General features: G+C 44.1%; 18 protein-coding genes and 2 pseudogenes. 13 read left to right on the forward strand and 7 right to left on the reverse strand.

All coding sequences use genetic code 11. The annotated features are described in order from the left end of the window. Positions 1-100: 100 nt before the first annotated feature. Positions 101-1,696, reverse strand: a complete 1,596-nt coding sequence (gene metG, locus N4J56_RS04970) for a methionine--tRNA ligase (RefSeq protein ID WP_317105442.1) — start codon at positions 1,694-1,696, stop codon at positions 101-103. Positions 1,697-2,154: 458 nt separating this feature from the next. Here metG and N4J56_RS04975 point away from each other — a divergent pair, with 458 nt between their 5' ends. The 3 genes from N4J56_RS04975 (at position 2,155) to N4J56_RS04985 (ending at position 5,354) form a co-directional block, all read left to right on the forward strand. Next, complete coding sequence (locus N4J56_RS04975; RefSeq protein WP_317105443.1) at positions 2,155-2,904, forward strand: lysophospholipid acyltransferase family protein; 750 nt, start codon at positions 2,155-2,157, stop codon at positions 2,902-2,904. 2 nt (positions 2,905-2,906) lie between these two features. Beyond that, entirely contained in the window at positions 2,907-3,878 is a 972-nt protein-coding gene (locus tag N4J56_RS04980; protein ID WP_317105444.1) for an alpha/beta hydrolase, read from the forward strand. 186 nt (positions 3,879-4,064) lie between these two features. Beyond that, complete coding sequence (locus tag N4J56_RS04985) at positions 4,065-5,354, forward strand: Glu/Leu/Phe/Val dehydrogenase (RefSeq protein WP_317105445.1); 1,290 nt, start codon at positions 4,065-4,067, stop codon at positions 5,352-5,354. 36 nt (positions 5,355-5,390) lie between these two features. Here the strand turns inward: N4J56_RS04985 and N4J56_RS04990 are convergent, their stop codons facing one another. Further along, positions 5,391-7,082 carry a metallophosphoesterase gene (locus tag N4J56_RS04990; RefSeq protein WP_410500422.1) on the reverse strand — a complete coding sequence of 564 codons (1,692 nt, stop codon included), beginning with the start codon at positions 7,080-7,082 and terminating at the stop codon, positions 5,391-5,393. Between the two features lie 628 nt (positions 7,083-7,710). Between N4J56_RS04990 and N4J56_RS04995 the strand changes: the two genes are divergently transcribed. Next, entirely contained in the window at positions 7,711-8,166 is a 456-nt protein-coding gene (locus N4J56_RS04995) for a hypothetical protein (protein WP_317105447.1), read from the forward strand. Positions 8,167-8,234: 68 nt separating this feature from the next. Here N4J56_RS04995 and N4J56_RS05000 read toward each other — a convergent pair whose 3' ends face one another. Continuing rightward, positions 8,235-8,663: a thiol-disulfide oxidoreductase DCC family protein gene (locus N4J56_RS05000; RefSeq protein ID WP_317105448.1), complete on the reverse strand. Its 429-nt coding sequence runs from the start codon at positions 8,661-8,663 to the stop codon at positions 8,235-8,237. 83 nt (positions 8,664-8,746) lie between these two features. Further along, a complete protein-coding gene (locus N4J56_RS05005; RefSeq protein WP_317105449.1) occupies positions 8,747-9,199 on the reverse strand; it encodes a clan AA aspartic protease in 453 nt (150 codons plus the stop codon). 252 nt (positions 9,200-9,451) lie between these two features. Here N4J56_RS05005 and N4J56_RS05010 point away from each other — a divergent pair, with 252 nt between their 5' ends. From N4J56_RS05010 to N4J56_RS05050, 8 genes and pseudogenes are all read left to right on the forward strand, one after another. Next, a complete protein-coding gene (locus N4J56_RS05010) occupies positions 9,452-11,083 on the forward strand; it encodes a VOC family protein (RefSeq protein WP_317105450.1) in 1,632 nt (543 codons plus the stop codon). Positions 11,084-11,180: 97 nt separating this feature from the next. Further along, the gene (locus tag N4J56_RS05015) at positions 11,181-12,848 is read left to right on the forward strand and encodes an FAD-dependent oxidoreductase (protein WP_317105451.1); all 1,668 of its coding nucleotides are present in this window, start codon (positions 11,181-11,183) and stop codon (positions 12,846-12,848) included. A 178-nt stretch (positions 12,849-13,026) separates the two neighbouring features. Beyond that, positions 13,027-13,242 (forward strand): annotated as a pseudogene (locus N4J56_RS40765) (type II toxin-antitoxin system Phd/YefM family antitoxin); the annotation flags it as partial. Further along, a complete protein-coding gene (locus N4J56_RS05030) occupies positions 13,242-13,628 on the forward strand; it encodes a type II toxin-antitoxin system VapC family toxin (protein ID WP_317105452.1) in 387 nt (128 codons plus the stop codon). The pseudogene N4J56_RS40765 and the gene N4J56_RS05030, both read left to right, overlap by 1 nt. 7 nt (positions 13,629-13,635) lie before the next feature. Continuing rightward, positions 13,636-14,460: a hypothetical protein gene (locus tag N4J56_RS05035; protein ID WP_317105453.1), complete on the forward strand. Its 825-nt coding sequence runs from the start codon at positions 13,636-13,638 to the stop codon at positions 14,458-14,460. A 41-nt stretch (positions 14,461-14,501) separates the two neighbouring features. After that, positions 14,502-15,893, forward strand: coding sequence for an ATP-binding protein (locus N4J56_RS05040; RefSeq protein WP_317105454.1), 1,392 nt, complete (start codon positions 14,502-14,504; stop codon positions 15,891-15,893). An 85-nt stretch (positions 15,894-15,978) separates the two neighbouring features. Continuing rightward, positions 15,979-16,779 (forward strand): alpha/beta hydrolase, encoded by an 801-nt coding sequence (locus N4J56_RS05045; protein ID WP_317105455.1) that lies wholly within the window; start codon positions 15,979-15,981, stop codon positions 16,777-16,779. An 11-nt stretch (positions 16,780-16,790) separates the two neighbouring features. Continuing rightward, complete coding sequence (locus N4J56_RS05050; RefSeq protein ID WP_317105456.1) at positions 16,791-17,447, forward strand: serine hydrolase domain-containing protein; 657 nt, start codon at positions 16,791-16,793, stop codon at positions 17,445-17,447. A 130-nt stretch (positions 17,448-17,577) separates the two neighbouring features. Here the strand turns inward: N4J56_RS05050 and N4J56_RS05055 are convergent. Next, positions 17,578-18,751 (reverse strand): annotated as a pseudogene (locus tag N4J56_RS05055) (IS4 family transposase). Positions 18,752-19,249: 498 nt separating this feature from the next. On the opposite strand from N4J56_RS05055, the gene N4J56_RS05060 reads away from it, so the two are divergent. Beyond that, positions 19,250-20,113 (forward strand): WYL domain-containing protein, encoded by an 864-nt coding sequence (locus N4J56_RS05060; RefSeq protein ID WP_317105457.1) that lies wholly within the window; start codon positions 19,250-19,252, stop codon positions 20,111-20,113. Between the two features lie 37 nt (positions 20,114-20,150). Here the strand turns inward: N4J56_RS05060 and N4J56_RS05065 are convergent, their stop codons facing one another. After that, positions 20,151-20,588, reverse strand: coding sequence for an Rrf2 family transcriptional regulator (locus N4J56_RS05065; protein WP_317105458.1), 438 nt, complete (start codon positions 20,586-20,588; stop codon positions 20,151-20,153). A 153-nt stretch (positions 20,589-20,741) separates the two neighbouring features. Continuing rightward, complete coding sequence (locus N4J56_RS05070) at positions 20,742-22,457, reverse strand: response regulator (protein ID WP_317105459.1); 1,716 nt, start codon at positions 22,455-22,457, stop codon at positions 20,742-20,744. Between the last annotated feature and the right edge of the window lie 4 nt (positions 22,458-22,461).

The raw sequence follows: 22,461 nt of genomic DNA on the forward strand, positions 1-22,461 counted from the left end.
CTAGCAAACGCCCCTGCTAACACTAGACTCTATAAAAGAACAGGGTCGATGGCTCAAATCTTTAGTAATTCCTATCGACCCTGTAAGCTTGACTTATTAGTTAAACCTTTTGAGCCAATTCTATGCGGTGAAAAACTGGTCTAGGCTCCCCCAATTGTTGCATATCGCTCAGTATCCCCCAATTTGAGTGACTGCTGAATGGAGTAGTAATGAAAGTTTGAGCTTTGTTATTAAAATCAATCGCAAATCCTAACTGTTTATAAATTTCGGTGCAAGTATGTGGGATAATTGGGGCTAGTAAATAAGCTGCTAATCTAACTGATTCCAACACAGCATACAATACTTCCTCCACTTCTGTCTGTCGCTTTTGTTTGTAGAGACTCCACGGTGCTTGCTCGTCGATGAATTTATTACTCGCTCTGACGAGATCGAGAATTGCTTCACAAGCGCGATCGAATGCTAGGACTTCGTAGTATTGTTTCACTTCCTGTCCTAAAGAGGTAGCGATCGCCCTGAGGGGATGCTCGACAGCTATTTCTCCTACACTCGGTACTTTGCCAGCGCAGTACTTGCGCACCATGCTCAGGGTGCGATTTAACAAGTTTCCTAAGTTATCTGCTAAATCTGCGTTGACTGTATTGATGAATCGAGTTTCGCTGAAATCTCCATCTTTACCAAACTCAATCGTTTTGAGAAAGTAATAGCGCACGGCATCGGAACCATATTGCTTAACCAAAGCCACGGGATCGATTGTATTTCCCATCGTTTTTCCCATTTTCTGCCCGTCTTTGGTTAAAAAGCCGTGTCCGAAAACTCGCCCTGGTAACGGCAAACCAGCAGACATCAACATCGCGGGCCAATAGACAGCATGGAAGCGGAGAATATCTTTACCGATAATGTGTATGTTAATGGGCCACCATTGAGCTAAAGCATTTTCCAAAGTTGCTTCGCTGTCAGGATCGAGCAGCGCCGTCACGTATCCTAACAATGCATCAAACCAGACATAGAGCGTCTGTTCTGGCGCGACGGGAACGGGAAAACCCCAATCTACATTCACCCGCGAAATCGAAAAATCCTGTAAGCCTTGACTGACAAAGTTCAGCACTTCGTTGCGACGGCTGACTGGCTGGATAAAATCGGGATATGTTTGATAATGTGCTTCTAGTTGTTCCTGGTAGCGCGACAAGCGAAAAAAGTAATTTTGTTCGTCCCGCCACTCTACCTGTTTATTTGGGTGCAGCGGGCAGTAATTTCCCGCTAATAATTCTCGTTCCTCTTTAAATTCTTCACAGGAAACGCAATACCATCCTTGCTGGCGATCGGAGTAAATATCTCCGGCATCCCAAACTCGCCCAAAAAACTCTTTGACTATGGCTTCATGTTGAGTTGCTGTCGTCCGACTAAAGCGGTCGTATTGTATATTCAACAGCTCCCATAAAGAGACAAAGCTCGATGAAATTCGATCGCAGTACTCTTGAGGCGATCGCCCGTGACTCTCTGCCGCTCGTTGAATTTTTTGCCCGTGTTCGTCCGTGCCTGTAATCATGAGTACGGACTTGCCCAACAATCGCTCAAACCGAGCCAGCGCATCTGCTGCCATCGTTGGATAAGCACTGCCGATATGAGGTAAGTCGTTGACGTAATATAGTGGCGTTGTAACAGCGAATGTGTCTTTGCTGCGATCGGCAAAATTCATGAATCTTAAACAGAGGATCTAAAAACTCCCTCTATCATATATCAGCCTTGGTAGTTATATATTTTCATTACTTTTAATGCAACTACATAATTACTTGAGTTATGACTCTTGCGAGCGCGATCAAATAATTAATTTCTATAAAATTAGTTCAATTTCTGATAGAAACTGTATAAGTGGAAGTGGTGGTGTAGGGAATTGGTAGTTGGTCATTGGTCATTGGTCATTGGTAGTAGCTTCCTCAGCCCCCTCAGCAACCTTGCGCTCCCTCAGCTCTCTTCTCTCCCTTGTCCTCCTTGTCTTCCTTGTCCCCTCACTCCTCGCTCCTCGCTCCTCACTCCTATTCCCAAAGACATGCGCTCAGGTTCGCAAAGAAATGTAAAAATAGATTAAGTACAGCAGCAACTCGTTCGAGCGATCGCCGGCTGCCGATCTCATAAGAGAACTATATAAAGTAGTGCATGAGTGGAAACAGCCCCCTGCAAATTTCCGATTGGTTTCTAGCTTCGATGGGAACCAAACAGTTTCTCTATTACGAAGACCGTATTCCTCGCGATAGTGCCGTGTTGGTCGTGAGCAATCACCGTAGCTTTATGGATGCACCGCTATTGATGAAGGCAGTGGAACGTCCAATCCGCTTTGCTTGCCATCATTACATGGGACAAGTACCAGTCATGCGCGAGATTGTTACGGGTCAATTAGGGTGTTTTCCTTTGGAAACTCCCCAATATCGCCAACAAAGCTTTTTTAATCAAGCAATTGAATTATTGCAACGTCGGCAAGCCGTGGGAGTCTTTCCCGAAGGGACAAAGCCAATGGTGCAATTTAGCCAACCTTATCAAATGCAAAAGTTTCAGCGCGGATTTGCTCACTTAGCAATTCGGGCAGCTGCGGGCGGAGAGATTCATCAACCAGTCAAGGACTTGGCAGTTCTACCAGTGGCGATCGCCTCTTTAGAAGAAGTTAACACCTCCGCCGTACCGCTACGGCTGCTGAGTGTATTTGACCCCTCAGAACCTTTATTCGATCGCGCTGGCTGGCATCCTTTGGTAATTTATCGCCGCGTTGCCCTTCTCGTCGGTCGTCCCTTGTGGATTACGCCTCAGCAGGTGAAACAATATCAGGGCAAACAAGCAAAAGCTGTTGTATCAGAATTGACCGAGCGCTGCGAGACAGAAATCGAGACGCTGTTACGTCAAGGATGTTACTAGTTATGAATGATAAAGGAGCAGAGGAGACTAGGAGCAGGGAAGCAGAGGGAGCAATTCAAAATTCAAAATTCAAAATTCAAAATTCAAAATTTCCCGACTTCCCCAGCTCTCCCAATTCTCCTTCCCCCGACTCCCGACTCCCGACTCCCAACTCCCGACTCCCTATAGTGACCAACCGTCTTTGTTTCCTCAGTCCGAAAAAACTTCAGCCGGAGTATCCGCTATTCATATTTTTACCAGGAATGGATGGAACGGGGCAGTTATTGCGATCGCAAACTGAAGGATTAGAAGTTGCTTTTGACGTGCGTTGTTTGATGATTCCGCCAGAGGATGTGTCCGATTGGGATGTTTTGAGCGCGCAAGTGATTCAACTGATTCACAAAGAACTTGCCAAAAATCCTCAAAGAGAAGTTTACTTGTGCGGGGAGTCATTCGGTGGCTGTCTAGCAATGAAAGTAGCAGTCAAAGCACCAGAGTTATTTAGCCGCATTATTTTGGTCAATCCTGCTTCTTCCGTACAACTTCGTCCTTTCTTGGCGTGGGGTTCGCAATTTGCAAATTTAGTGCCGTCTTGTTTCTACCAATTTGGGGCAGTGGGATTGTTACCGTTTCTTGCCTCCTTGGGAAGAGTAACTAAAAGCGATCGTCGCGAAATGCTTAAAGTCATTCGTTCAGTACCCCCAGAAACAGTTCTCTGGCGAATTACTTTAGTCAGAGATTTTGATGTAGACGAAACACAGTTAAAGCAACTGACACAACCAATACTCATTATTGCCAGCGCTCAAGATCGTCTTTTACCTTCAATCGCAGAAGCAGAACGATTGGTGGGAATTTTACCAAATTCCCGTTTAGTCGTCCTACCCTACAGCGGACACGCCTGCTTGCTCGAATCAGAGACAAATCTTTATGACATCATGCGATCGCAGCATTTTTTAGATGCAAATGTGGAGCAAATAGCTGCTGGAAAGTCGTAAGTCGTAAGTCGTAAGTCGGAAATTGTTGAATTTCCTCTGCTCCCTGTTCCCCTGCTTCCTGCTTCCTGATAAAAATGTAACGAATTTTACAGAAATTTAGTGTGTTTTGATCGTGGAAGGATAGGCTAGAGATTAAGAGATAATCCGATCGCAATCGGGCGATCGCAATTAAATAGAGGAAAAAATATGGTTTCTACATCCCCACTGCCGCTAGAAACTCCCTCTCCGGCTCATATTTGCCCCTACGACCAAGCTTGTAGCTATCTAGAACAGGCAGCAAAAGAATTAAGGTTAGACCAAAACCTACTCGTGATGCTGAGTCACCCGCGCAAAGTTATCACCGTATCAATTCCAGTTAAACTCGATAGCGGCGAAGTGCAAGTGTTAGCGGGGCATCGCGTACAGCATTGTGATATTTTAGGACCTTATAAAGGTGGAACTCGTTACCATCCGGCTGTAACCCTGCGAGAAGTTTCGGCATTGGCAATGTTGATGACATGGAAATGCGCTTTGCTGGGTATTCCCTACGGTGGAGCAAAAGGCGGAATTGCGATCGATCCTAGCCGCTATAGTGTGGGAGAACTAGAACGCATTACCAGGCGTTATACGAGCGAACTGATCAAGGATATCGGACCATCTGTAGATATTCCCGCCCCAGACATGGGGACTTCCGCACGGGAAATGGCGTGGATGATGGATACGTATTCTGTCAACGTCGGTCACGCCGTACCGGGAATCGTGACTGGAAAGCCGATTTCCGTGGGTGGATCGCGGGGTCGGGAAATGGCAACGGGACGAGGTACGATGATTGCCGTGCGAGAAGCACTTGCCGAACGGGGTAAGTCTTTGGCGGGATCGCGAATTGCGATTCAAGGTTTTGGGAATGTTGGCGGTGCGGCGGCTTTGTTACTCCACCAAGCAGGGGCAAAAGTCATTGCTGTTTCTACTGGTGCTGGGGGAGTGTACGCCGAAAATGGTTTAGATATTCCCGCACTCAAGAGTTTTGCGGCTCAAAATCACCGCAGTTTGAAGGGTTTTCCCAACGCCATGCCAATTAGTAATGCTCAGTTGCTAACTTTTCCCTGCGACGTGCTGATTCCTGCTGCATTAGAAAATCAGATTACTGAGGATAATGCTAACCAAATTCAAGCCGCGATCGTCGCAGAAGCAGCCAATGGACCGACAACCCTAGAAGCAGACCGCATATTAGAAGCGCGAGGCATAACGGTATTACCCGATATTCTGGCGAATGCTGGCGGAGTTGTAGTGAGTTATTTGGAATGGGTGCAAGGGCTTTCTTATGTATTTTGGGATGAGGAGCGCGTCAACCGAGAATTAGAACACTTGATGGTGCAAGCATATCAGCAAGTGTCTCAAAAATCTAGACAGCGGGAAATATCCTTGCGAGGGGCTGCATATATGTTGGGTGTCGGTCGCGTTGCTCAAGCACTCAGCGATCGCGGTTTGTATCCTTAATTCTTTATATATGTAGAGACGTTTCATGAAATGTCTCTACAAAGCAAATTCATCAAATTTAACCACCTCTGAACCCGGGGATCGCGTGTCAAATCGATAGCTGCTAATCGTACCTGTTGCCGTATTGAAAATACTAAAAACTGTAATATCGTTGCTGGCAATATAAGGCTGTGGTTCGCCGTCTTCACCTCGTAAAGGAGCAATGGTTGGTACTATAGGTTGCAACCCATTTGGATCGCCTAGCGCAATATAATCCCGCTCGTTGCCGGGTGGTACTTTTCGCCTTTTATTTTCCACAGCCGCACCGTAAGTGTTGCCAACATTCGATGTTTCTAAAAAGTGCGTGCCATTATTACTAATAAAACGATTCCACAGGTGAGAATGCCCGTAAAAAACTAATTGCACCCCAGCCGTCTCTAACAAAGGTACGACATCGCGAATGATGTAATCTGCTGCTCTAGGATATTCGTAACGCACTGCTTTGAGGCTACCATCCGTAGCGCGATCGCGAATTTGTACCGGATCGGTATAAGCAGGAACGATATTATCTCCTAAAGAATGGGGCGGATGGTGGAACATGACAATCTTGTATTTCGCTTGTTGGAACTCCTGGCTCTTGAGTTCCGCTTCCAACCAGTTATATTGCGGACTACCTTTAGCAATTTCACCAAAAATCACCTGTCCGTAACCCCACTTTTCAGGGTTATTCAAATCTTGCTGGCGTTCTTGATACTTTCCTCTTGCGTCTGGATTGAGATTGGGTGTCCGCCACATATTTGTCACGTACAATACTACCAACCGCACGTCGCCAAAAGTAATGGCGTAGTATGTCTTTCCGCCTGGACTCGTTTCGGGAAGCGTGAAAATTTCTTCGTATGTATTCGTATTAAAGGAACGATCCTTCAACCATTGTTCTGTTTGAGTTGCTGTTTGTTCGGAATAAAGTTTTTTAGCGATCGCACGCGGGATAGAATTCTCGAATTCTTCCCCTAAACTATCGCCACTACCATATCTACCCATTACCTCATGATTGCCGATCGCGGGAAATATGGGAGCATTTTGAGCGATCGCCCCACCGCGATACACTGTTTTAGCAATCTCGTATTTTGCCCTTCCTTGCAAGCAGGGAAAAAACGCGCCACCACGATTATCGTCAAACCATTCGGAAGCGCGATCGGGAATATTAATTAAGTCTCCAGCAAAGAAAACCCCATCTACTCTCCCTACCGTCTCTACCACTTTTTGCAAGTTTGCTGCTGTCATCGGTTTGAGTTGATGATCCGAGGTGAGTAAAATTTTGAGTGGCGTTCCAGATTCAGGCAGGGAAGCAAGGCTATATTCACCGCTACTGAATGTCGTGCCATCATCACGCAGGCTAGATACGCGATAGGGGACGCGCACCCCAGCACTTAATCCCGTCACTTCTGCTTCGTGTCGCCAGATATCTCGCAGTTTGATGTTTTGGTATTGTCCGGTTTCAGCTTGTGCGCCGACATGGGATTCTCGATCTTCTCGCGTGCGGCTGAGTTTAACTGTAGAGGCGATCGCAGTTTGTTTCAGTCCTGCACCATAAGTAACTGCGTGCTGACTACCTGCAAATTCTGTAAACCACACTACCCGTACAGAGTTGGCTGTTGGTAGTTGTAAAAATGGTTCTGTCAGTAACTGGGGTGGTGCAGGTTGCATCATTGGCTCTCTGTTGAGTAGCACTCCTAGCAGCGTCAGCATCAAGATTAGCAAAAAACCAATAATGGCGAAGATGGCAAAACGCAGCGCCTTTGGCAGCGCATTCCACCCGACTCTCGACTCTTCTAGCCTTGACCGAGTAGAAAACATCATTTCTTTAAAATATAGTGGTGCATCTTCATCATTTCTTGATGACAGCAAGATAGAGTAAGTTTTAAAGTTTAGATAGAGTGAACAAGCAAAAGTTTACTGGACACCAAACCGAATATCTCTAGCTCTGATACTATACTTAAGTAATTATCGTTAAGCATAAACCCGTAGGTAACTTAAATTACCTACGGGTTTTATAGTTTGTTGTCATTGCTCATTGGCTTATCGGTCAGTCTTTAGTAGTAGGTAGGCAATGCCCACCCTACGCTCCGAGTTCAATAATAGTGCAAAAAGCTACAAAATTGTTATCAAAAACTGCTTCATAAAATTGAAATAAATACTTAGATTTGCGCAGTCAGAAGTATTTAGCTAAAAACAGATGGAATATTCTGTATCAAAAACTACTGCAAGTCAGCACTCAGGTAATTGTTAAAATTAGTTACTAATAGCAGCAAGCTTTCTAGGAATCTTGCTGCCCTCTCTTCTCTCATCTATATTTCAATCTACAGGAGTGTTTCGCGTGAATGCAGCTGAGCAAGCGATTAATCTGGAATTTACAAGTAAGATTGCTACGGTGGTGAATTTACTCAAAGCAGAGTTTCCTGAAATTAGAGCCGATCTCAAACCTTGGACGAACGATCCAGAAACACTAGAGTTAGTCGATCCTGACTCGGTTGATATTGGCTTTCATTTTCCTGGTTGGAGTAAATCGTTTCAGAGTCGCAGTATCCTAATTCAGATTCGGTTTTATCAAGATCCCATCAGTGATGTCCGGCGTTGCATCGGCGTGGAGGCTGCTGGATTCGATCATCGTGGCAAACAGTGGCAATTTTCTACTGTTGAGGAATGGCGTTGTGAAGGCGAAACAAAACCCAAGCCAGAATCCAGCGACAAGTTAAAGCAGATTTGCCGCAAGATTATGGAAGTGTTTAATAGTCAAGGGAGCAGGGAGCAGGGAGCAGGGAGCAGCGACTAGTGACCAGTTCATCCCGACTTTTGACTTCTGACTACTAGTTTTTGAATTTTGAATTTTGAATTGCTCCCTCAATTCTCTTCCCCGACTCCCACAGAAGCGCAGCCACAATCGGCGGCGTACACAGTTTTATATGTCGTGTCTCGTTTGCCAAATAGAGTGTAGCGGTTGTCGCGGATTTGTTCGTAAGTGCGATCGCCCATCCATTTTAAGCCTGGTAGAGAACGATAAGCATTGACAAATATTTCACCCATCGGTAATAGTCTGCCAATTTCTTCAGCGGCGGCTGTACCTTGCCAACGACGATTGGGAGTATTAGCATCAATTAAAATCATCCCGAGTTCGCAATCTTGAGATGTAATTCCTAACTGTTGCAAAGCAGTTTCATCTTGCATAGATACATAGCGAAATTTTTGTCCTTGGTCTAGTTTTTCTAATAATTGAACGAGAGTGGTACAGAGATTGCAATTGCCGTCAAAGATAACGATATATTGGTTCATTGGCGTAGTAATGGGTAATGGGAAGTTGTAAGTCGTACGTCGTACGTCGTAAGTTGAAATTAACTGATAACTGACAAAAATATCTAAATCCGAAAAATAGGTTGGTCGGGATGAGCGGGATTGGGAATTAAACGCTGATTTTTACAATCTACTAGTAAATCTAATGTTTCTAATACAGTTTGACCAATTAAGACTTCATCCCCAGTTACTAACACTGCCTCGGTTGTCTCCCGTCCCATGATTTCGATAATTACAGGTTCAGTAAGTCCCACCATTTCCTCTCTACCATCAGCATATTTAGCAAGCTGCTGAGCGCGAACTTTTAAGCCTAGTTCTTGTACTATAGCTTGAGATACGACTGTACGAACTGCACCAGTGTCTACTAGTGCTTCAGTTTCACACACGCGCAACTGATTTGGATTAAGTAATCCTCGATTGACCAAGATTTCATCAACAGCATTTGTAAGCTTGACTGGTACTCGGACTGCTCCCATATGTTCGCTAGCTGCAACATCAATTCGATTGAAACTTACCATAATTCAATTGCCTCTCTCATAAAGACTTTACTTTTTTATGATTTTATGGTAGAAACGGCAAAATATATTAGGCAGACAATTTAGACGAAAAACAAGGTATAAATTAAGTAATTTGCATGAGTCTGCGCTGTTCGCTTTTAGTGGCGGAAATAACTAAATAGGTACTCTTAAGAGTTTGAAAACTATATAGAAAATTCAGAAACAGAGTGTACGGGCTGGTCATAGTGTCCTCACAGCAAGCAGAGAAACGACATGAGCCAAGAAATCCTGGGAATTCACCATGTGACTGCGATCGCCTCAGACCCACAGAAAAATCTCAACTTCTACGCTGGTTTTTTGGGGCTGCGTCTAGTCAAAGTTACCGTCAATTTCGACGATCCTGAAACATACCATTTCTATTACGGCGATGAATTAGGACGACCTGGTACGATTATGACGTTTTTCGTCTGGTCTGATGCGCCCAAGGGTCGTCAAGGAACGGGACAAGCGACAATTGTATCCTTTGCGATTCCCCAAGCATCGTTGGGTTATTGGATCGAACGCTGTATTAAATATGGCATCCGCTACGAAAGTCCCGAAGAACGGTTTGGCGAGTCTGTCTTGAGTTTTAAAGACCCAGATGGATTGATGTTAGAACTAGTAGCTACAGCCAATCCTCAAGCTTCATCGCCTTGGTCTACTAACGGTATTCCCGCAGAACACGCAATCCGTGGAATTCATACAATCATGCTATGTGAGGATGGCTACGAACTGACGGCAAAGTTGCTGACAGAAACGATGGGGTGGAATTTTCAACAACAAGAAGGGAATATATTTCGCTACCAAATTAACACAGGAGGATCGGGAAAAATTGTCGATGTCAGGTGTGCGCCAGATTTTTGGAAAGGTGCGGTAGCGGTGGGGACAGTCCATCATGTAGCGTGGCGGACTCGTAGCGATGAGGAACAGGAAGCTTGGAGAAGCGCGATCGCTAATTTAGGATTTAACGTTACCCCAGTCTTAGATCGTCAATATTTCCACTCAATTTACTTTCAAGAACCAGGGGGAATTATTTTTGAATTAGCTACAGATGTCCCAGGTTTTACCGTCGATGAAGCAGCAGCAGAACTGGGAACTCACCTGATGCTACCTCCTTGGTTGGAAAAGAAGCGGCAGCGCATTGAAGCAATTTTGCCATCACTATATTTACCGCAAACGGGTACTTCTCCTATTACTAGTAGCGATGCCAAAGGCGGTTTGCGAAGCAACCATCGCCCTCAAACTCAACTCGGATTTACCCACCGTTTCATTCCTGCTGCCGAGCCAAATATACCTTACACCTTGCTACTGCTACACGGAACAGGAGGCGATGAAACCGATTTACTTTGGCTGGGGGAAGAATTAATCCCAGATGCAGGAATACTCAGCCCACGCGGTCAAGTTTTAGAAAATGGAATGCCGCGATTTTTCCGGCGCTTGGCTGAAGGAGTATTCGATCCAGAAGACTTAAAATTCCGCACCCACGAACTTGCTAACTTTGTTGCCACTGCTGCTGATAGCTACGGATTTGAACCAGATCGAGTTGTTGCTGTAGGCTATTCCAATGGAGCAAATATTGCTGTCAGTATGTTGTTACTCCGTCCCTATACCCTGAGTGCAGCAGTATTATTCCGTCCGATGGTTCCCCTCGAACCGTCTCAATTACCCAGTCTTACTGGTATTCCCATATTTATTGCAGCCGGACGTAACGATTCTATCGTCAGTCCAGAGGAAACAGAACGATTAGTCAAAATATTGCAGACTGCTGGTGCTGATGTAACCCTCACTTGGCATCCTGGCGGACACGCCTTAAGTGGAGAAGACGTGCAAGCAGCTAAGCAATGGCTGTTGACAGTTATCAGTTAACAGTTATCAGTTATCAGTTATTAGTGGCTGGTGACTAGAAAGATTCTAGCTACTAGCCACTAGCTACCAGCCACTCACCAACTACCAACTACCAATCATGACAACCAAGCCTGTCATTTTAACAGTTGACGACGATCCAGAAGTTTTGCAAGCGGTGGCGCGGGACTTGCGACGAGAATATGGCGATCGCTTTCGCGTTTTACGGGCGGAATCTGGGGCAGTTGCTTTAGAGGCGCTGCAACAGCTAAAACTGCGAAACGAGCCTGTAGCATTGTTTTTAGTAGACCAAAGAATGCCGCAAATGTCTGGGGTAGAGTTTCTGGAACAGGCTTTACAGATGTTTCCAGAGACGAAAAAGGCATTACTCACGGCGTATGCAGATACGGACGCAGCGATCCGCGCCATCAATACCACGCGGATCGATTATTACTTAATGAAGCCTTGGGACCCGCCAGAAGAAAGACTATATCCAGTATTGGACGACCTTCTCGATGATTGGTTATCGCAATTCCGTCCGCCTTTTGATGGAATTCGCGTCATTGGCAATCGCTGGTCGCCTCATTCTCACGAAATTAAGGATTTTCTTGCCCGCAATCAGTTGCCTTATCAGTGGTTAGATATTGAGTTGTCAGAGGAAGCGCGAGTTTTAGTCAAATATGCCAACTGCGATAAATTAAATTTACCCCTGGTGCTATTTTCAGATGGTTCTAGTTTGCTCAAACCTTCACCTTTGGAGGTTGCAGCCAAAATTGGGCTACAGACTCAAGCTGGAAAACCATTTTACGATCTGGCGATCGTCGGTGGCGGACCAGGAGGTTTAGCAGCTGCGGTTTATGGTGCTTCGGAAGGGTTGCACACGGTACTCATTGAACGAGAAGCCCCAGGCGGACAAGCAGGAACGAGTTCGCGGATTGAGAATTACTTGGGATTTCCTGTGGGTTTGAGTGGCGGCGATTTAGCGAGAAGGGCAGTCACCCAGGCTAGGCGTTTTGGTGTAGAGATTCTCAATCCCCAAGAAGTGCAGGGAATTCGGATAGAAGATCCCTATCGGATTATAACTCTCGCAGATGGTAGTGAAATTAGCTGTCATGCTTTAATTTTGGCGTTGGGCGTTTCGTGGCGACGGTTGAACGTCCCTGGAATGGATCGGCTGACTGGGGCGGGCGTGTACTATGGTGCGGCGCAAACCGAAGCTTTGGCTTGTCAAGGGGAAGAAGTTTATATCGTCGGGGGTGCAAACTCCGCCGGACAAGGGGCGATGTATTTTTCGCGCTACGCCCATCACGTCACGATGTTAGTACGGGGCGAGTCTCTTGCGAGTAGTATGTCGCAATACCTAATCGACCAAATTGCCGAGACAGCAAATATTACAGTTAAGGTGCATTCCCAGGTGGTAGAGGTCAAAGGAGAGACAAATTTAGAGGCGATCGCAATTCAAAATACCCAAACAGGTGAGATTGAAGTCGTTCCGGCTAATTCCCTATTTATCTTCATTGGGGCTGTTCCCAGAACAGAATGGTTAGATGGAATTGTCGCACGCGACGATCGCGGTTTTGTGTTGACTGGAACAGATCTCAGCCAGAACGAACACCGCCCGAAAGGATGGACGTTAGATCGAGAACCTTTTTTACTAGAAACTAACGTACCTGGAATTTTTGCTGTAGGGGACGTGCGCCACGGTTCGATTAAGCGCGTCGCTTCTAGCGTCGGTGAAGGTTCGATTTGCGTCCAATTTATCCATCGGTATTTAAGTAATGTGTTGTAAATGGTAATGGGTAATAGGGAAGTTGTAGAGGCGGGTTTACCAAACAACTCTGACTCCGACAAAGATTATCTTGTAAACTCGCCCGTACGAAAGTCAAAATGATATGCGCTCAACTACCAATTACCCATTCCTGAGCCAAGATAGAAGTAGAAATAGAGAGGTTATAGCTATGCGATAAGTTAATCTTGTTGAAGCATCTAAACACTTATCAGAATTAATTGAAGCTGCAATGCGTGGGGAAGAAGTCATTATTACAAAAGACGAACAGCCACTAGTTCAACTCACGCCGCTATTGGCAACTCAACGTCGCCGTCAGCCAGGAAACGCTAAAGGCTTAGTAACAATATCCGATGATTTTGATGAACCTCTAGAAGATTTTAAGGATTACATGTAATGAGGTTCTTGCTAGATACTCATACATTTATTTGGTATGTAGCGAATGAAAGACAAATAACCACCTTAGTTTTGGAGATAATTAATGATGTAAATAATGATATTTTGTTGAGTGTAGCTAGCCTTTGGAAAATGGCAATTAAACAAAGCACGGGCAAGCTAAGGTTTAATCTGCCATTTGAAGTCTTTATTATTCAGCAACTTAGTCTAAATAAGTTCGATTTATTAGAAATTAAAATTGACCATCTTGCTGTAGTTGCATCCTTACCTCTTCACCATCGCGATCCGTTCGATCGCCTGTCAATCTCACAAGCAATGGTAGAGCAATTACCAATATTAAGTATCGATTCTGCTTTCGATGCTTATCCAATGCAAAGACTTTGGTAATAGGTGTATGAAACAAGAAGAAAAAGGAAATTCTGAGCTATTCTATGCTTTCTTCTCTCTAATTAAACCTCGTAAAAGCACTTCTTCTAAAGATGAGTGGCAATCTCATATTTTACCTCATAGTGCAATTGCAGAACTAGCGCCGAATCTATGGCACGTTACTGGTATTTTACCAAGTTCTACTATGGTTCCGCGTGAAATGGTGGTGTATAAATTGCCAGACTCTAGTTTACTAATTCACAGCGCGATCGCACTCAACGAAGCGGGAATGTCACAGCTTGAGTCTTTAGGCGTACCTAAAATTTTAATAGTACCCAACCGCATTCATAGGTTAGATGCTGGCGTATACAAACAGCGATATCCACAACTTACAATCGTTTGTCCCGCCGCTGCAAAACCATATGTTGAAGAAGTCATAGCAGTAGATGGAATTGCAGAAGAAGTATTACCAAAATATGACATTATCTGCCACGAACCTGCTGGTATTCGTCCGCAGGAACTCGTTTATGAATTACCATTACCTACAGGAAAAGCATTAATATTTACAGATATTTTATTTAATTTAAATAAGTTATATTTACAACAAAACTCACCCAAAGGACAGTTTACATTTCAATGGTTGGGAGCAAGTGCTATTGGAGCAAATGGATTTTTTGGTATGACTTTTTTAGGTAGGCAATTTTTTCTACGCGATCGCCATGCTTATCGTCAATGGTTAGAAACATTAGCTGATAGTATACACGGCTTACAAGTTATTTCCGTTGCCCACGGTAGCCCTATTATCGCTAACTGTAATCAGCGATTACGGGAAGCAGCAGCACGTTTATCGTAGCGTCTCAGCCATCAATTACCAATTACCAGTTACCAATTGAAATGACAGCTACTAAATTATCCCTACAACAAGTACCAATTTTTGCTCATTTAGATGACACGCAGTTGCAGTGTTTAACTCAACTTGGTATAGAAATTCAACTCGATGCGGGTACGCAAATTGCCAAACAAGGAGATCCGCCAGATGGATTTTATATCATTTTAGAAGGAGTTACAGAATGGACGCGAACTGTAGATGGACAAGCAGCACATGCCGTCAATTTAGGTTCTGGGGAAGTATTTGCAGAATTAATTTTACTGCTAGACGAACCCTATCCTACCAGCGGACGCGCCTTGACTCCCGTTACACTTTATAAACTCAATCCAGAAGCTTTTTGGCAGATGTTAGAAATCTGCCCTCAAGTATGGCGCAGTATTTTAAAAATTGCCACGCAGCGATCGCAACTTCACGAATCTGTCACTCAGCAGCAAGCAAAACTAATTTCTCTTGGTACTTTATCGGCTGGATTAGCACATGAATTAAATAATCCGGCAGCGGCGGTAAAAAGAAATGTCCAGAATTTGGATGAAATTTTACAGCAATTACCTGCTTTGGCTTTAAAAATACATCAACAGCCATTAGATAAAGCACAAATTGACTTTTTATGCGAGTTATATAAACAGGCGAGCGCAACAGCAAAAACTTGTTCTCGTCGCGATCCAATTGCCCAAAGTGAAGCGGAAGATGAGGTTACTGATTGGTTAGACGATCGCAATGTTAAAGAAAGTTGGAAACTTGCCCCTACACTAGTTAACGCTGGAATTACAACAGAAAAATTAGATGAAATTACAGCTCATATTACACCTGAATGTTTGAGTAGCGTATTGCGCTGGTTGGATGCAACAGTCACGGGAAGCGGATTGTTATACGAATTACAACAAAGTTCGGGGCGGATTGGAGAATTAGTTAAAGCGATGAAAGAATATTCCTACATGGATCGCGCCCCCATCCAAGAAGTAGACGTTCATGAGGGAATTAATAGTACGTTAACGATTCTCAAGTACAAATTGAAACAAGGCGTTAGCGTGCATAAAGAGTATGGCAATTTACCTAAGATTAGTGCTTATGGCAGTCAATTGAATCAGGTTTGGACGAATTTAATTGATAATGCGATCGATGCTACGGGTGGTAAAGGGCAGATTTGGATTAGGACTAGTCAAGAAGGCGATCGCGTTTTGGTAGAAATTATTGATAATGGTGTAGGTATTGCACCAGATATTCAGTCGCGGATTTTCGAGCAGTTTTTTACTACAAAAGAGGTTGGTAAAGGGACGGGTTTGGGGTTGGATATTGTTCGACGAATTATTGTCGGACAGCATAAGGGTGATATTCGATTTGAGACAAAGGTAGGGGAAACTAAGTTTCAGGTTAGGTTGCCAATAAATTTGGATTGAAATGTCACGCAAAGACGCAAAGACGCAAAGAAGGGAAGGTATTTTACTATCTGAGTAAGATTTAAAGCGAACAAAGGAGAGAAAAATGCCTTCAGCTAAGTTGAGCAATATTAATATGTACTATGAGGTACATGGAGCTGGAGAGCCTTTAGTCCTAATTCAAGGTTTGAGCTTGGATAGTAGTGCTTGGGCAGATCAGATTTTTGCATTTTCTCAAAAGTATCAAGTTATTGTTCTTGATAATCGCGGCGTAGGGCAATCTGATTCTCCTAATATACCTTACTCTACTGAAATGATGGCTGATGATACGGTAGAATTATTGAGATTTTTGAATATCAAAAATTGTCATATTTTAGGTTTTTCAATGGGTGGAAAGATCGCTCAGCAAATTGCTTTGAAATACCCAGAAATTGTCAAAAGCTTAATATTAGTGACGACAGCCGCTCGATTTCCGGCTAGGGCTAGGTATTTGACTAAACTGTGGTTAAAGATGTCAACAGAGCAAGTTTCGGCAGAAATACGTCTTCAAGAGATTTGTTTATGGGTTTTTACAGATGAATTTTTGGCAGATGAGGCACGAGTTACGGCAGCGATAAACTTAGGCTTGAATCATCCCCATCCCCAACAAATACAAGGTTTCTCTGGACAAGTTGCTGCTCTTTTACAACACGATACAAGAGGCGATATAGAGCGAATCTATGCTCCTACCTTAGTACTTATTGGCAAAGATGAAATATTTATTCCTTTGAATTTTTCTGAGGAGTTAGCTGCAAATATTCCTAACGCAGAATTAGTCGTATCGGAGAAAGGCGGACATAATTATTGGATGGAATTTCCAGAAATATTTAATCGAGCAGTCATGCAATTTTTAGCTAAAGTAGCTTAAAAGCGATCGCAATGGACGAATATATTGAAAATTTAAGAATTGCTCGTTCTATTCCTGGGTTTTCTATTGCAGTAGTAAAAAATGGTATTCCCCTGTTAGTGAAAGGCTATGGATTAGCTAACGTGGAATTGTCTGTACCAGCAACGGAAAATTCTGTTTATGAATTAGCATCAGTTGGCAAAACTTTTACTGCTACTGCCACAATGATGTTAGCAGAACAAAATAACATTAGTCTGAATGACAGCATCACCGACTATTTAGATAATCCCCCCGCAGCGTGGCAGCCAGTAACTTTAAAACATATTCTCTGTCATCAATCTGGGATTCCCAGCTATACATCTGTGGCGGAATACTGGCAAAAAACTCGACTCGATATTTCTAGACAAGAAATTATTGCTTTAGTATCCGAACTACCATTGATGTTTTCACCTGGAGAATATTGGTCTTATGACAATACTGGTTATTATTTGCTCGGTTTTATGCTGGAAAAAGTCAGCGGCAAACCTTATGAAGTCTTACTGAAAGAATTAATTTTTAACCCGCTAGAAATGAATGCAACAGTAATAAACGATCCAGCAAAAATTATAAAAAATCGTGTTGCTGGCTATCGCTTAGAAAAAAATACGCTTCAGAATAAAGAATACTATAGCCCAATACGGTTCATTTAAGGCTACGCTGTGCTGAGGATAAAGAAAATAGGAGGATTGGTTCGGGGGGGGGTGGCTCGATGTCTTGGCTTTTTGAGCGAAACTTGGATACAGGTTTTTTACAACTCTGGGATTGGTACGAGAAACTCGTTCAGGTAACAGAGTGTCTAAAATCTCTACAGTTAACCAACTTAAAAAAGGGGAGTTCTTGTGATTGCAAGCGTTGAAATTTCGGGATAGCACGACGAATAACTCGCAATGTCCCAGTGAAACTCAGACGCAAAGGAGTGATACCCGCGCTCTTTGCAGCTTGAAACATCAATAACCGCACAGCCCAGTGTCCTAACAACCACCCGTAAACTTCCTGCACAACTTCACGCGGTTTTGAGAGCGAATATGAGTTTTTCGTCCTGATAAATGTACTTTGAGTTCATCAATAGTATTTTCTACTTCCCAGCGTTGATGATATTCAATCGCCAGTAGTTGAGCCGGAAATTTCTCCAATTCCAATAAGCTGGTAATTAAGCGATATCTTAGTTGTTCCTCTGGGTTGTCGGTATTACCAATTGTGTATTCAATCACTCGGACTTGTATGGGCTGGCAAGCTTTTGAGCGGAATTTAGCAGGTGGATAAATCCAACTCAGATAAGAACCATCCGCCAGTGGTTCTTCGCACAAAAACTTGACATTTGCGGGAATTCTTCCTAAATAATCGCTACCAGTTGTGACAGTTGCTTGCACCATTGCATAAGAATGTAACCCTCTGTCCCACATCAACAACATCCCTGAACTCACGGAGCGTAATAATCTTAATGCCCGCACTCGTTCTCCTATTCGATATGGACACATCAATGCATCAAAGATTAAATGTGTTCCTGCTTCTACCAAAATGACTAATCGCAGTTTGGGAAATGCGGCTTGTGTGCCAGGACGGCTGCTCGGACGACCAAAAACTCTCGCATTTTCATCGCTGTCTGGCAGATCGAAGCAAGTCCGATCAATTACCACAATTCGCAATCCATTGAGAAATGCTCCTTTGGTATCGGTGCTAGCCATTGGTCGCACCAGTTGATGGAACAATTGACTCATCACCCTTGGACTTAATCGTTGTCGGGCTTGCGTTATTGCTGATTTACAAAAACTCGCCAGTATTTCCCCACTTTCACCCATGCTTCGCTCAGCCCATCAATTAAGTTTTTCAGCACATCTCTCATCGAATCTCGTGACCACAGACTCATCGCAATTACCAAACAAATTACCAATTGTGCTGGTAACGAGCGTTTACGTTGTTCACAAACTTTAGTTTTAGCGATCGCTTGCTCGATCTCCGTGGATGGGATGGCTGCCTCTATCGCTTTGAACACATCACTACTTTGTATCGTAGGAGACAACAATGAGAAATCCTTCAGATGCACTACACTCACTTTCCATTCTTGGGAACAATGCTTAATTTACAACACTTTGAGCCTTAACTGAACCGTGGTGACGCAGAATCTAAATGTTCTGCAAGGGTTGTTCCTTTCCTTACCCCATACTGATGATGGTGTGCGTGATTTTCGTATAGCTGAGGGCGAATTTCGCTGAAATAACGCTCCTCCAAACTTTTGGGAGGGCGATTTAAAAGCCTATTGCGCTTGATCATATACAGTTATTTCAATCCAAAATCAAGTCTAGGTTGCTGAGCCAACTTTTGAGATGAGTGCTTATACGGAGACAATCTTGCAAGTTAAAGCTGTGTCACTGCACTTTTTGCAATCAGACTATTTATAATTACATTTATGAATATGACATAACGTTTTAAAAAGTGCAATTACATTTCGTAAATGCCTCGAAAAAAAGACACGATTACACTGTCAATTCCGCCAGGAACTAAGAAACAACTAGAAGCGATCGCTCGCCGTCTCAATATTTTCTGGGGCAAAGACCCTAGTATTTCGGGCTTAATCGTGGCGATCGCACAACACTCTGTAGAAGTTGGAAAGCCCTTCACGCTTGACTCTAACCAAGTCAACGCTTTGCAGCAGGCTATCAAAGCGCTTAACGATGCAGGTCACATAGGAGAAGCGCAAACTGTACTTGCACTTCTGCTAGAACGTGGCAATCTTGAAGCGCCACTTCGTCAATCGCTGATGAAACAACTCGGTCAACCCGTCCGAGAATGGAGGAGTAGGATAGAAGAATTAATTCAAGCAAAGCAGCCTTTTTACCTGCTATACCAGAACTCTCAAGGTAAAGACTTGGATTACAAAGTCCGTCATGCTGAAGTGCAATTTTTTGATAAACGCTTCCATTTGATGATTTGGTGCGATGAGACAGCAGATGTAGAAGATGATATTCCAGAACTACCCGAACTTTGGCACAACCGTTGCCTGAGCTTTGACAGAATTAAATCTGTTGTTGCTACAAGTGGAGATTGGCGAGGTGAACTTGACTCTATGAAAGTGCAATTACACTTTCGGGGTTGGCTAGCCAAAGCTTACCAACCGAAGGAAAACGATCTTGAAGACGAAACGATTGGGGATGTGCGTCAAGTCGTACGGCGAGTTGCTAATCCTTTCTGGCTAATTCGAGAAGTGGCACGGTATTGGGAAGATTGCGTCATTGTATCGCCGGAGAGTATGCGCGATCGCCTCAAGCAAAAAGTCCTTACTTTATGCAAGTTGTACGATATTGAAACCAGAAGTTAAATATGGCAAAGATACGAACTAAAAATGCCGCTTAAGCCTAGATATAGTACATATAATCTAACTGCCGACGAGCGGCAACGCGATCGCACAAGTCTTGAAGCGTATAGTTTTGCCAAACCGCATTAGCCGCTTGCTCTGCTGAGTACCAAACTTCCTCAATCGCGCCTCTTTCTGTCGCTTCGGGAGAGAAGAACGCTCCCGAAGCCACGATGTCTAATCCTTCGATACAACGCAAAGCATCTAGCAGCGTAATTTGACGTGGTTCTCGTGCCAGGATGTAACCACCTTTAGCTCCACGGATACCCTTAATCAGTCCGCCTCGCCGCAATATTGCCAGCAGTTGATCCAAATAACGCTCTGGTATATCTCGTCTGGCTGCTATCTGCCGAATTTGGAGCAGCTGAGCGCTCTGATAAGCATTCGCCAACTCTAACAGCGCCAGCAGTGCATATTCAGATTTGCTCGAAAGTTCCATTGGAAAAACTAGCTGAAAAGGACGATGTTTTTACTTTAGGTGACAAGATGGCGCGAAACAAATAGAGTTTCTTATCAGAATGATAAACAAAATTAATCGCTCCTGACCAGTATCAAAGCGATCGCATATCCCAGCGACACGAACAAAACCCCCTCAATCTATGGATTGATGCACGGGTAGCGTCACGATAAATTTTGCTCCTTGGCTTGGCGTACTTTCGGCTGTAATACTACCACCGTGTCGCTCAGCAATCTTACGGCAAATCGCTAAACCTATGCCCGTGCCTTCGTACTCGCTGCGACCGTGCAACCGTTGAAAAACTTGAAAAATGCGATCGCAATACTTTTGGTCAAAACCAATACCGTTATCCTCAACTGTAATTTGACAAAGATGAGTATTTAGCGAATTCTCAGTTAATTGTTCGCGATTATCGATAATTTGACTGTAGATCTTCACGCGAGGAAGTTTGTTTTTTCGCCGAAATTTGAGGGCGTTGCCAATCAAATTTTGCAATAACTGACGCATTTGTAACGGGTCTGCATGAATGGTTGGCAGCTCGCTCAACTCCACATGCGCCTCAGTTTGCTGAATTGACACTTCTAAATCTGATAGTACCTCTTTTGCTACCTTGGCAAGATTCACGACAACGAAAGGTTGCGCTCTAGTTGTAATTCGTGAAAATACGAGCAAATCGTCAATTAAAATCTGCATTCTCTGGGCGGCGTTTTGCATCCGCCTGATATAATCAGCCCCCTGTTCGCTCAGCACCTCGCCATATTTTTCTTGAAGTCTGTTGCCGAATGCCTGAATCTTGCGCAATGGTTCTTGCAAATCGTGAGAGGCGATCGAGGCAAACTGTTGCAGTTCGGCATTGGATCGCGCTAGCTCCTGAGAGTAGCGAGTTTCTTGTTCTAAAAGTTGAGCTTGAGTTATAGCAATACCAATTTGATCGGCTAGCTGTCCCAGCAACTCTGTCTCAAAATCAGTCCAGTCTCGCGAGCTACTGCATTGATGAGCAATCAATAGCCCCCAGAGTTCTTCTTTGATAATAATTGGCACGACCAGTTTTGCTTTAACTTGGAATTGCCGCATGAATTCAACTAAACAAGGCGCAATGTTTTCTTCCCGTTCCACATCGGCAATGCCACGAATTCGCCCTTGACAGTAAAGCTGATGGCAGTCTTCTGGAAAAACTTCCGCAGCAAATTGCTGTCCCAGAACTGAGAACCAGCCGGGTAGCACTGCCTCAGCAACTGCACTACCAGTACCATCCGATCGCAGGCGATAAATTACAACTCGATCTGCTTGCAGAATCTTCTGGACTTCGATCGCCGCCGCTTGTAGTATGTCCTCTAACTGAAGAGATTGGCGAATTTTCAGCGTGACTTCAGCAAATAATTGCGATCGCTGATACTGCCGTTGGCGCTGCTCGATCTCCTGCTCTAACTGTACGTTTTGCGCTTGGAGTTGCTTGGTTAGCGATCGCAACCGGAGATGCGTCTGCACCCTTGCCAAAACCTCTTCATGCTGTAATGGCTTAGTCACGTAATCGACTGCTCCCACCTGCAAACCCTTCACTTTATCTGCTGTTTCAGATAAGGCAGTCATAAAAATTACTGGAATCTCCCGCGTTGATTCACTGGCTTTGAGGCGGCTGCAAGTTTCAAAACCATCTATCCCTGGCATCAAAATATCTAACAGGATCAGATCTGGTGAGGCATATGCTGCTTTTTGGAGCGCGCTTTCACCATCTTCAGCGATCAAAATTTTGAAGCCGTAATTAGTTAAGAAATCGAAAAGGATCTCCAAATTAGTAGGAGTATCATCGACCACTAGGATCGTGCCTGGTTCGGCAGTAGCCACGCTCATTCAT

Origin of the sequence: Chroococcidiopsis sp. SAG 2025 (genome assembly GCF_032860985.1) — a bacterium.
Classification (GTDB): Bacteria; Cyanobacteriota; Cyanobacteriia; order Cyanobacteriales; family Chroococcidiopsidaceae; genus Chroococcidiopsis.

What these genes read in the sequence shown, in the direction of transcription:
- metG (WP_317105442.1), bottom strand. Translation starts at nt 1,696, where the DNA reads ATGAATTTTGCCGATCGCAGCAAAGACACATTCGCTGTTACAACGCCA.
- N4J56_RS04975 (WP_317105443.1), top strand. Translation starts at nt 2,155, where the DNA reads ATGAGTGGAAACAGCCCCCTGCAAATTTCCGATTGGTTTCTAGCTTCG.
- N4J56_RS04980 (WP_317105444.1), top strand. Translation starts at nt 2,907, where the DNA reads ATGAATGATAAAGGAGCAGAGGAGACTAGGAGCAGGGAAGCAGAGGGA.
- N4J56_RS04985 (WP_317105445.1), top strand. Translation starts at nt 4,065, where the DNA reads ATGGTTTCTACATCCCCACTGCCGCTAGAAACTCCCTCTCCGGCTCAT.
- N4J56_RS04990 (WP_410500422.1), bottom strand. Translation starts at nt 7,082, where the DNA reads ATGCTGACGCTGCTAGGAGTGCTACTCAACAGAGAGCCAATGATGCAA.
- N4J56_RS05000 (WP_317105448.1), bottom strand. Translation starts at nt 8,663, where the DNA reads ATGAACCAATATATCGTTATCTTTGACGGCAATTGCAATCTCTGTACC.
- N4J56_RS05005 (WP_317105449.1), bottom strand. Translation starts at nt 9,199, where the DNA reads ATGGTAAGTTTCAATCGAATTGATGTTGCAGCTAGCGAACATATGGGA.
- N4J56_RS05010 (WP_317105450.1), top strand. Translation starts at nt 9,452, where the DNA reads ATGAGCCAAGAAATCCTGGGAATTCACCATGTGACTGCGATCGCCTCA.
- N4J56_RS05015 (WP_317105451.1), top strand. Translation starts at nt 11,181, where the DNA reads ATGACAACCAAGCCTGTCATTTTAACAGTTGACGACGATCCAGAAGTT.
- N4J56_RS05030 (WP_317105452.1), top strand. Translation starts at nt 13,242, where the DNA reads ATGAGGTTCTTGCTAGATACTCATACATTTATTTGGTATGTAGCGAAT.
- N4J56_RS05035 (WP_317105453.1), top strand. Translation starts at nt 13,636, where the DNA reads ATGAAACAAGAAGAAAAAGGAAATTCTGAGCTATTCTATGCTTTCTTC.
- N4J56_RS05040 (WP_317105454.1), top strand. Translation starts at nt 14,502, where the DNA reads ATGACAGCTACTAAATTATCCCTACAACAAGTACCAATTTTTGCTCAT.
- N4J56_RS05045 (WP_317105455.1), top strand. Translation starts at nt 15,979, where the DNA reads ATGCCTTCAGCTAAGTTGAGCAATATTAATATGTACTATGAGGTACAT.
- N4J56_RS05050 (WP_317105456.1), top strand. Translation starts at nt 16,791, where the DNA reads ATGGACGAATATATTGAAAATTTAAGAATTGCTCGTTCTATTCCTGGG.
- N4J56_RS05060 (WP_317105457.1), top strand. Translation starts at nt 19,250, where the DNA reads ATGCCTCGAAAAAAAGACACGATTACACTGTCAATTCCGCCAGGAACT.
- N4J56_RS05065 (WP_317105458.1), bottom strand. Translation starts at nt 20,588, where the DNA reads ATGGAACTTTCGAGCAAATCTGAATATGCACTGCTGGCGCTGTTAGAG.
- N4J56_RS05070 (WP_317105459.1), bottom strand. Translation starts at nt 22,457, where the DNA reads ATGAGCGTGGCTACTGCCGAACCAGGCACGATCCTAGTGGTCGATGAT.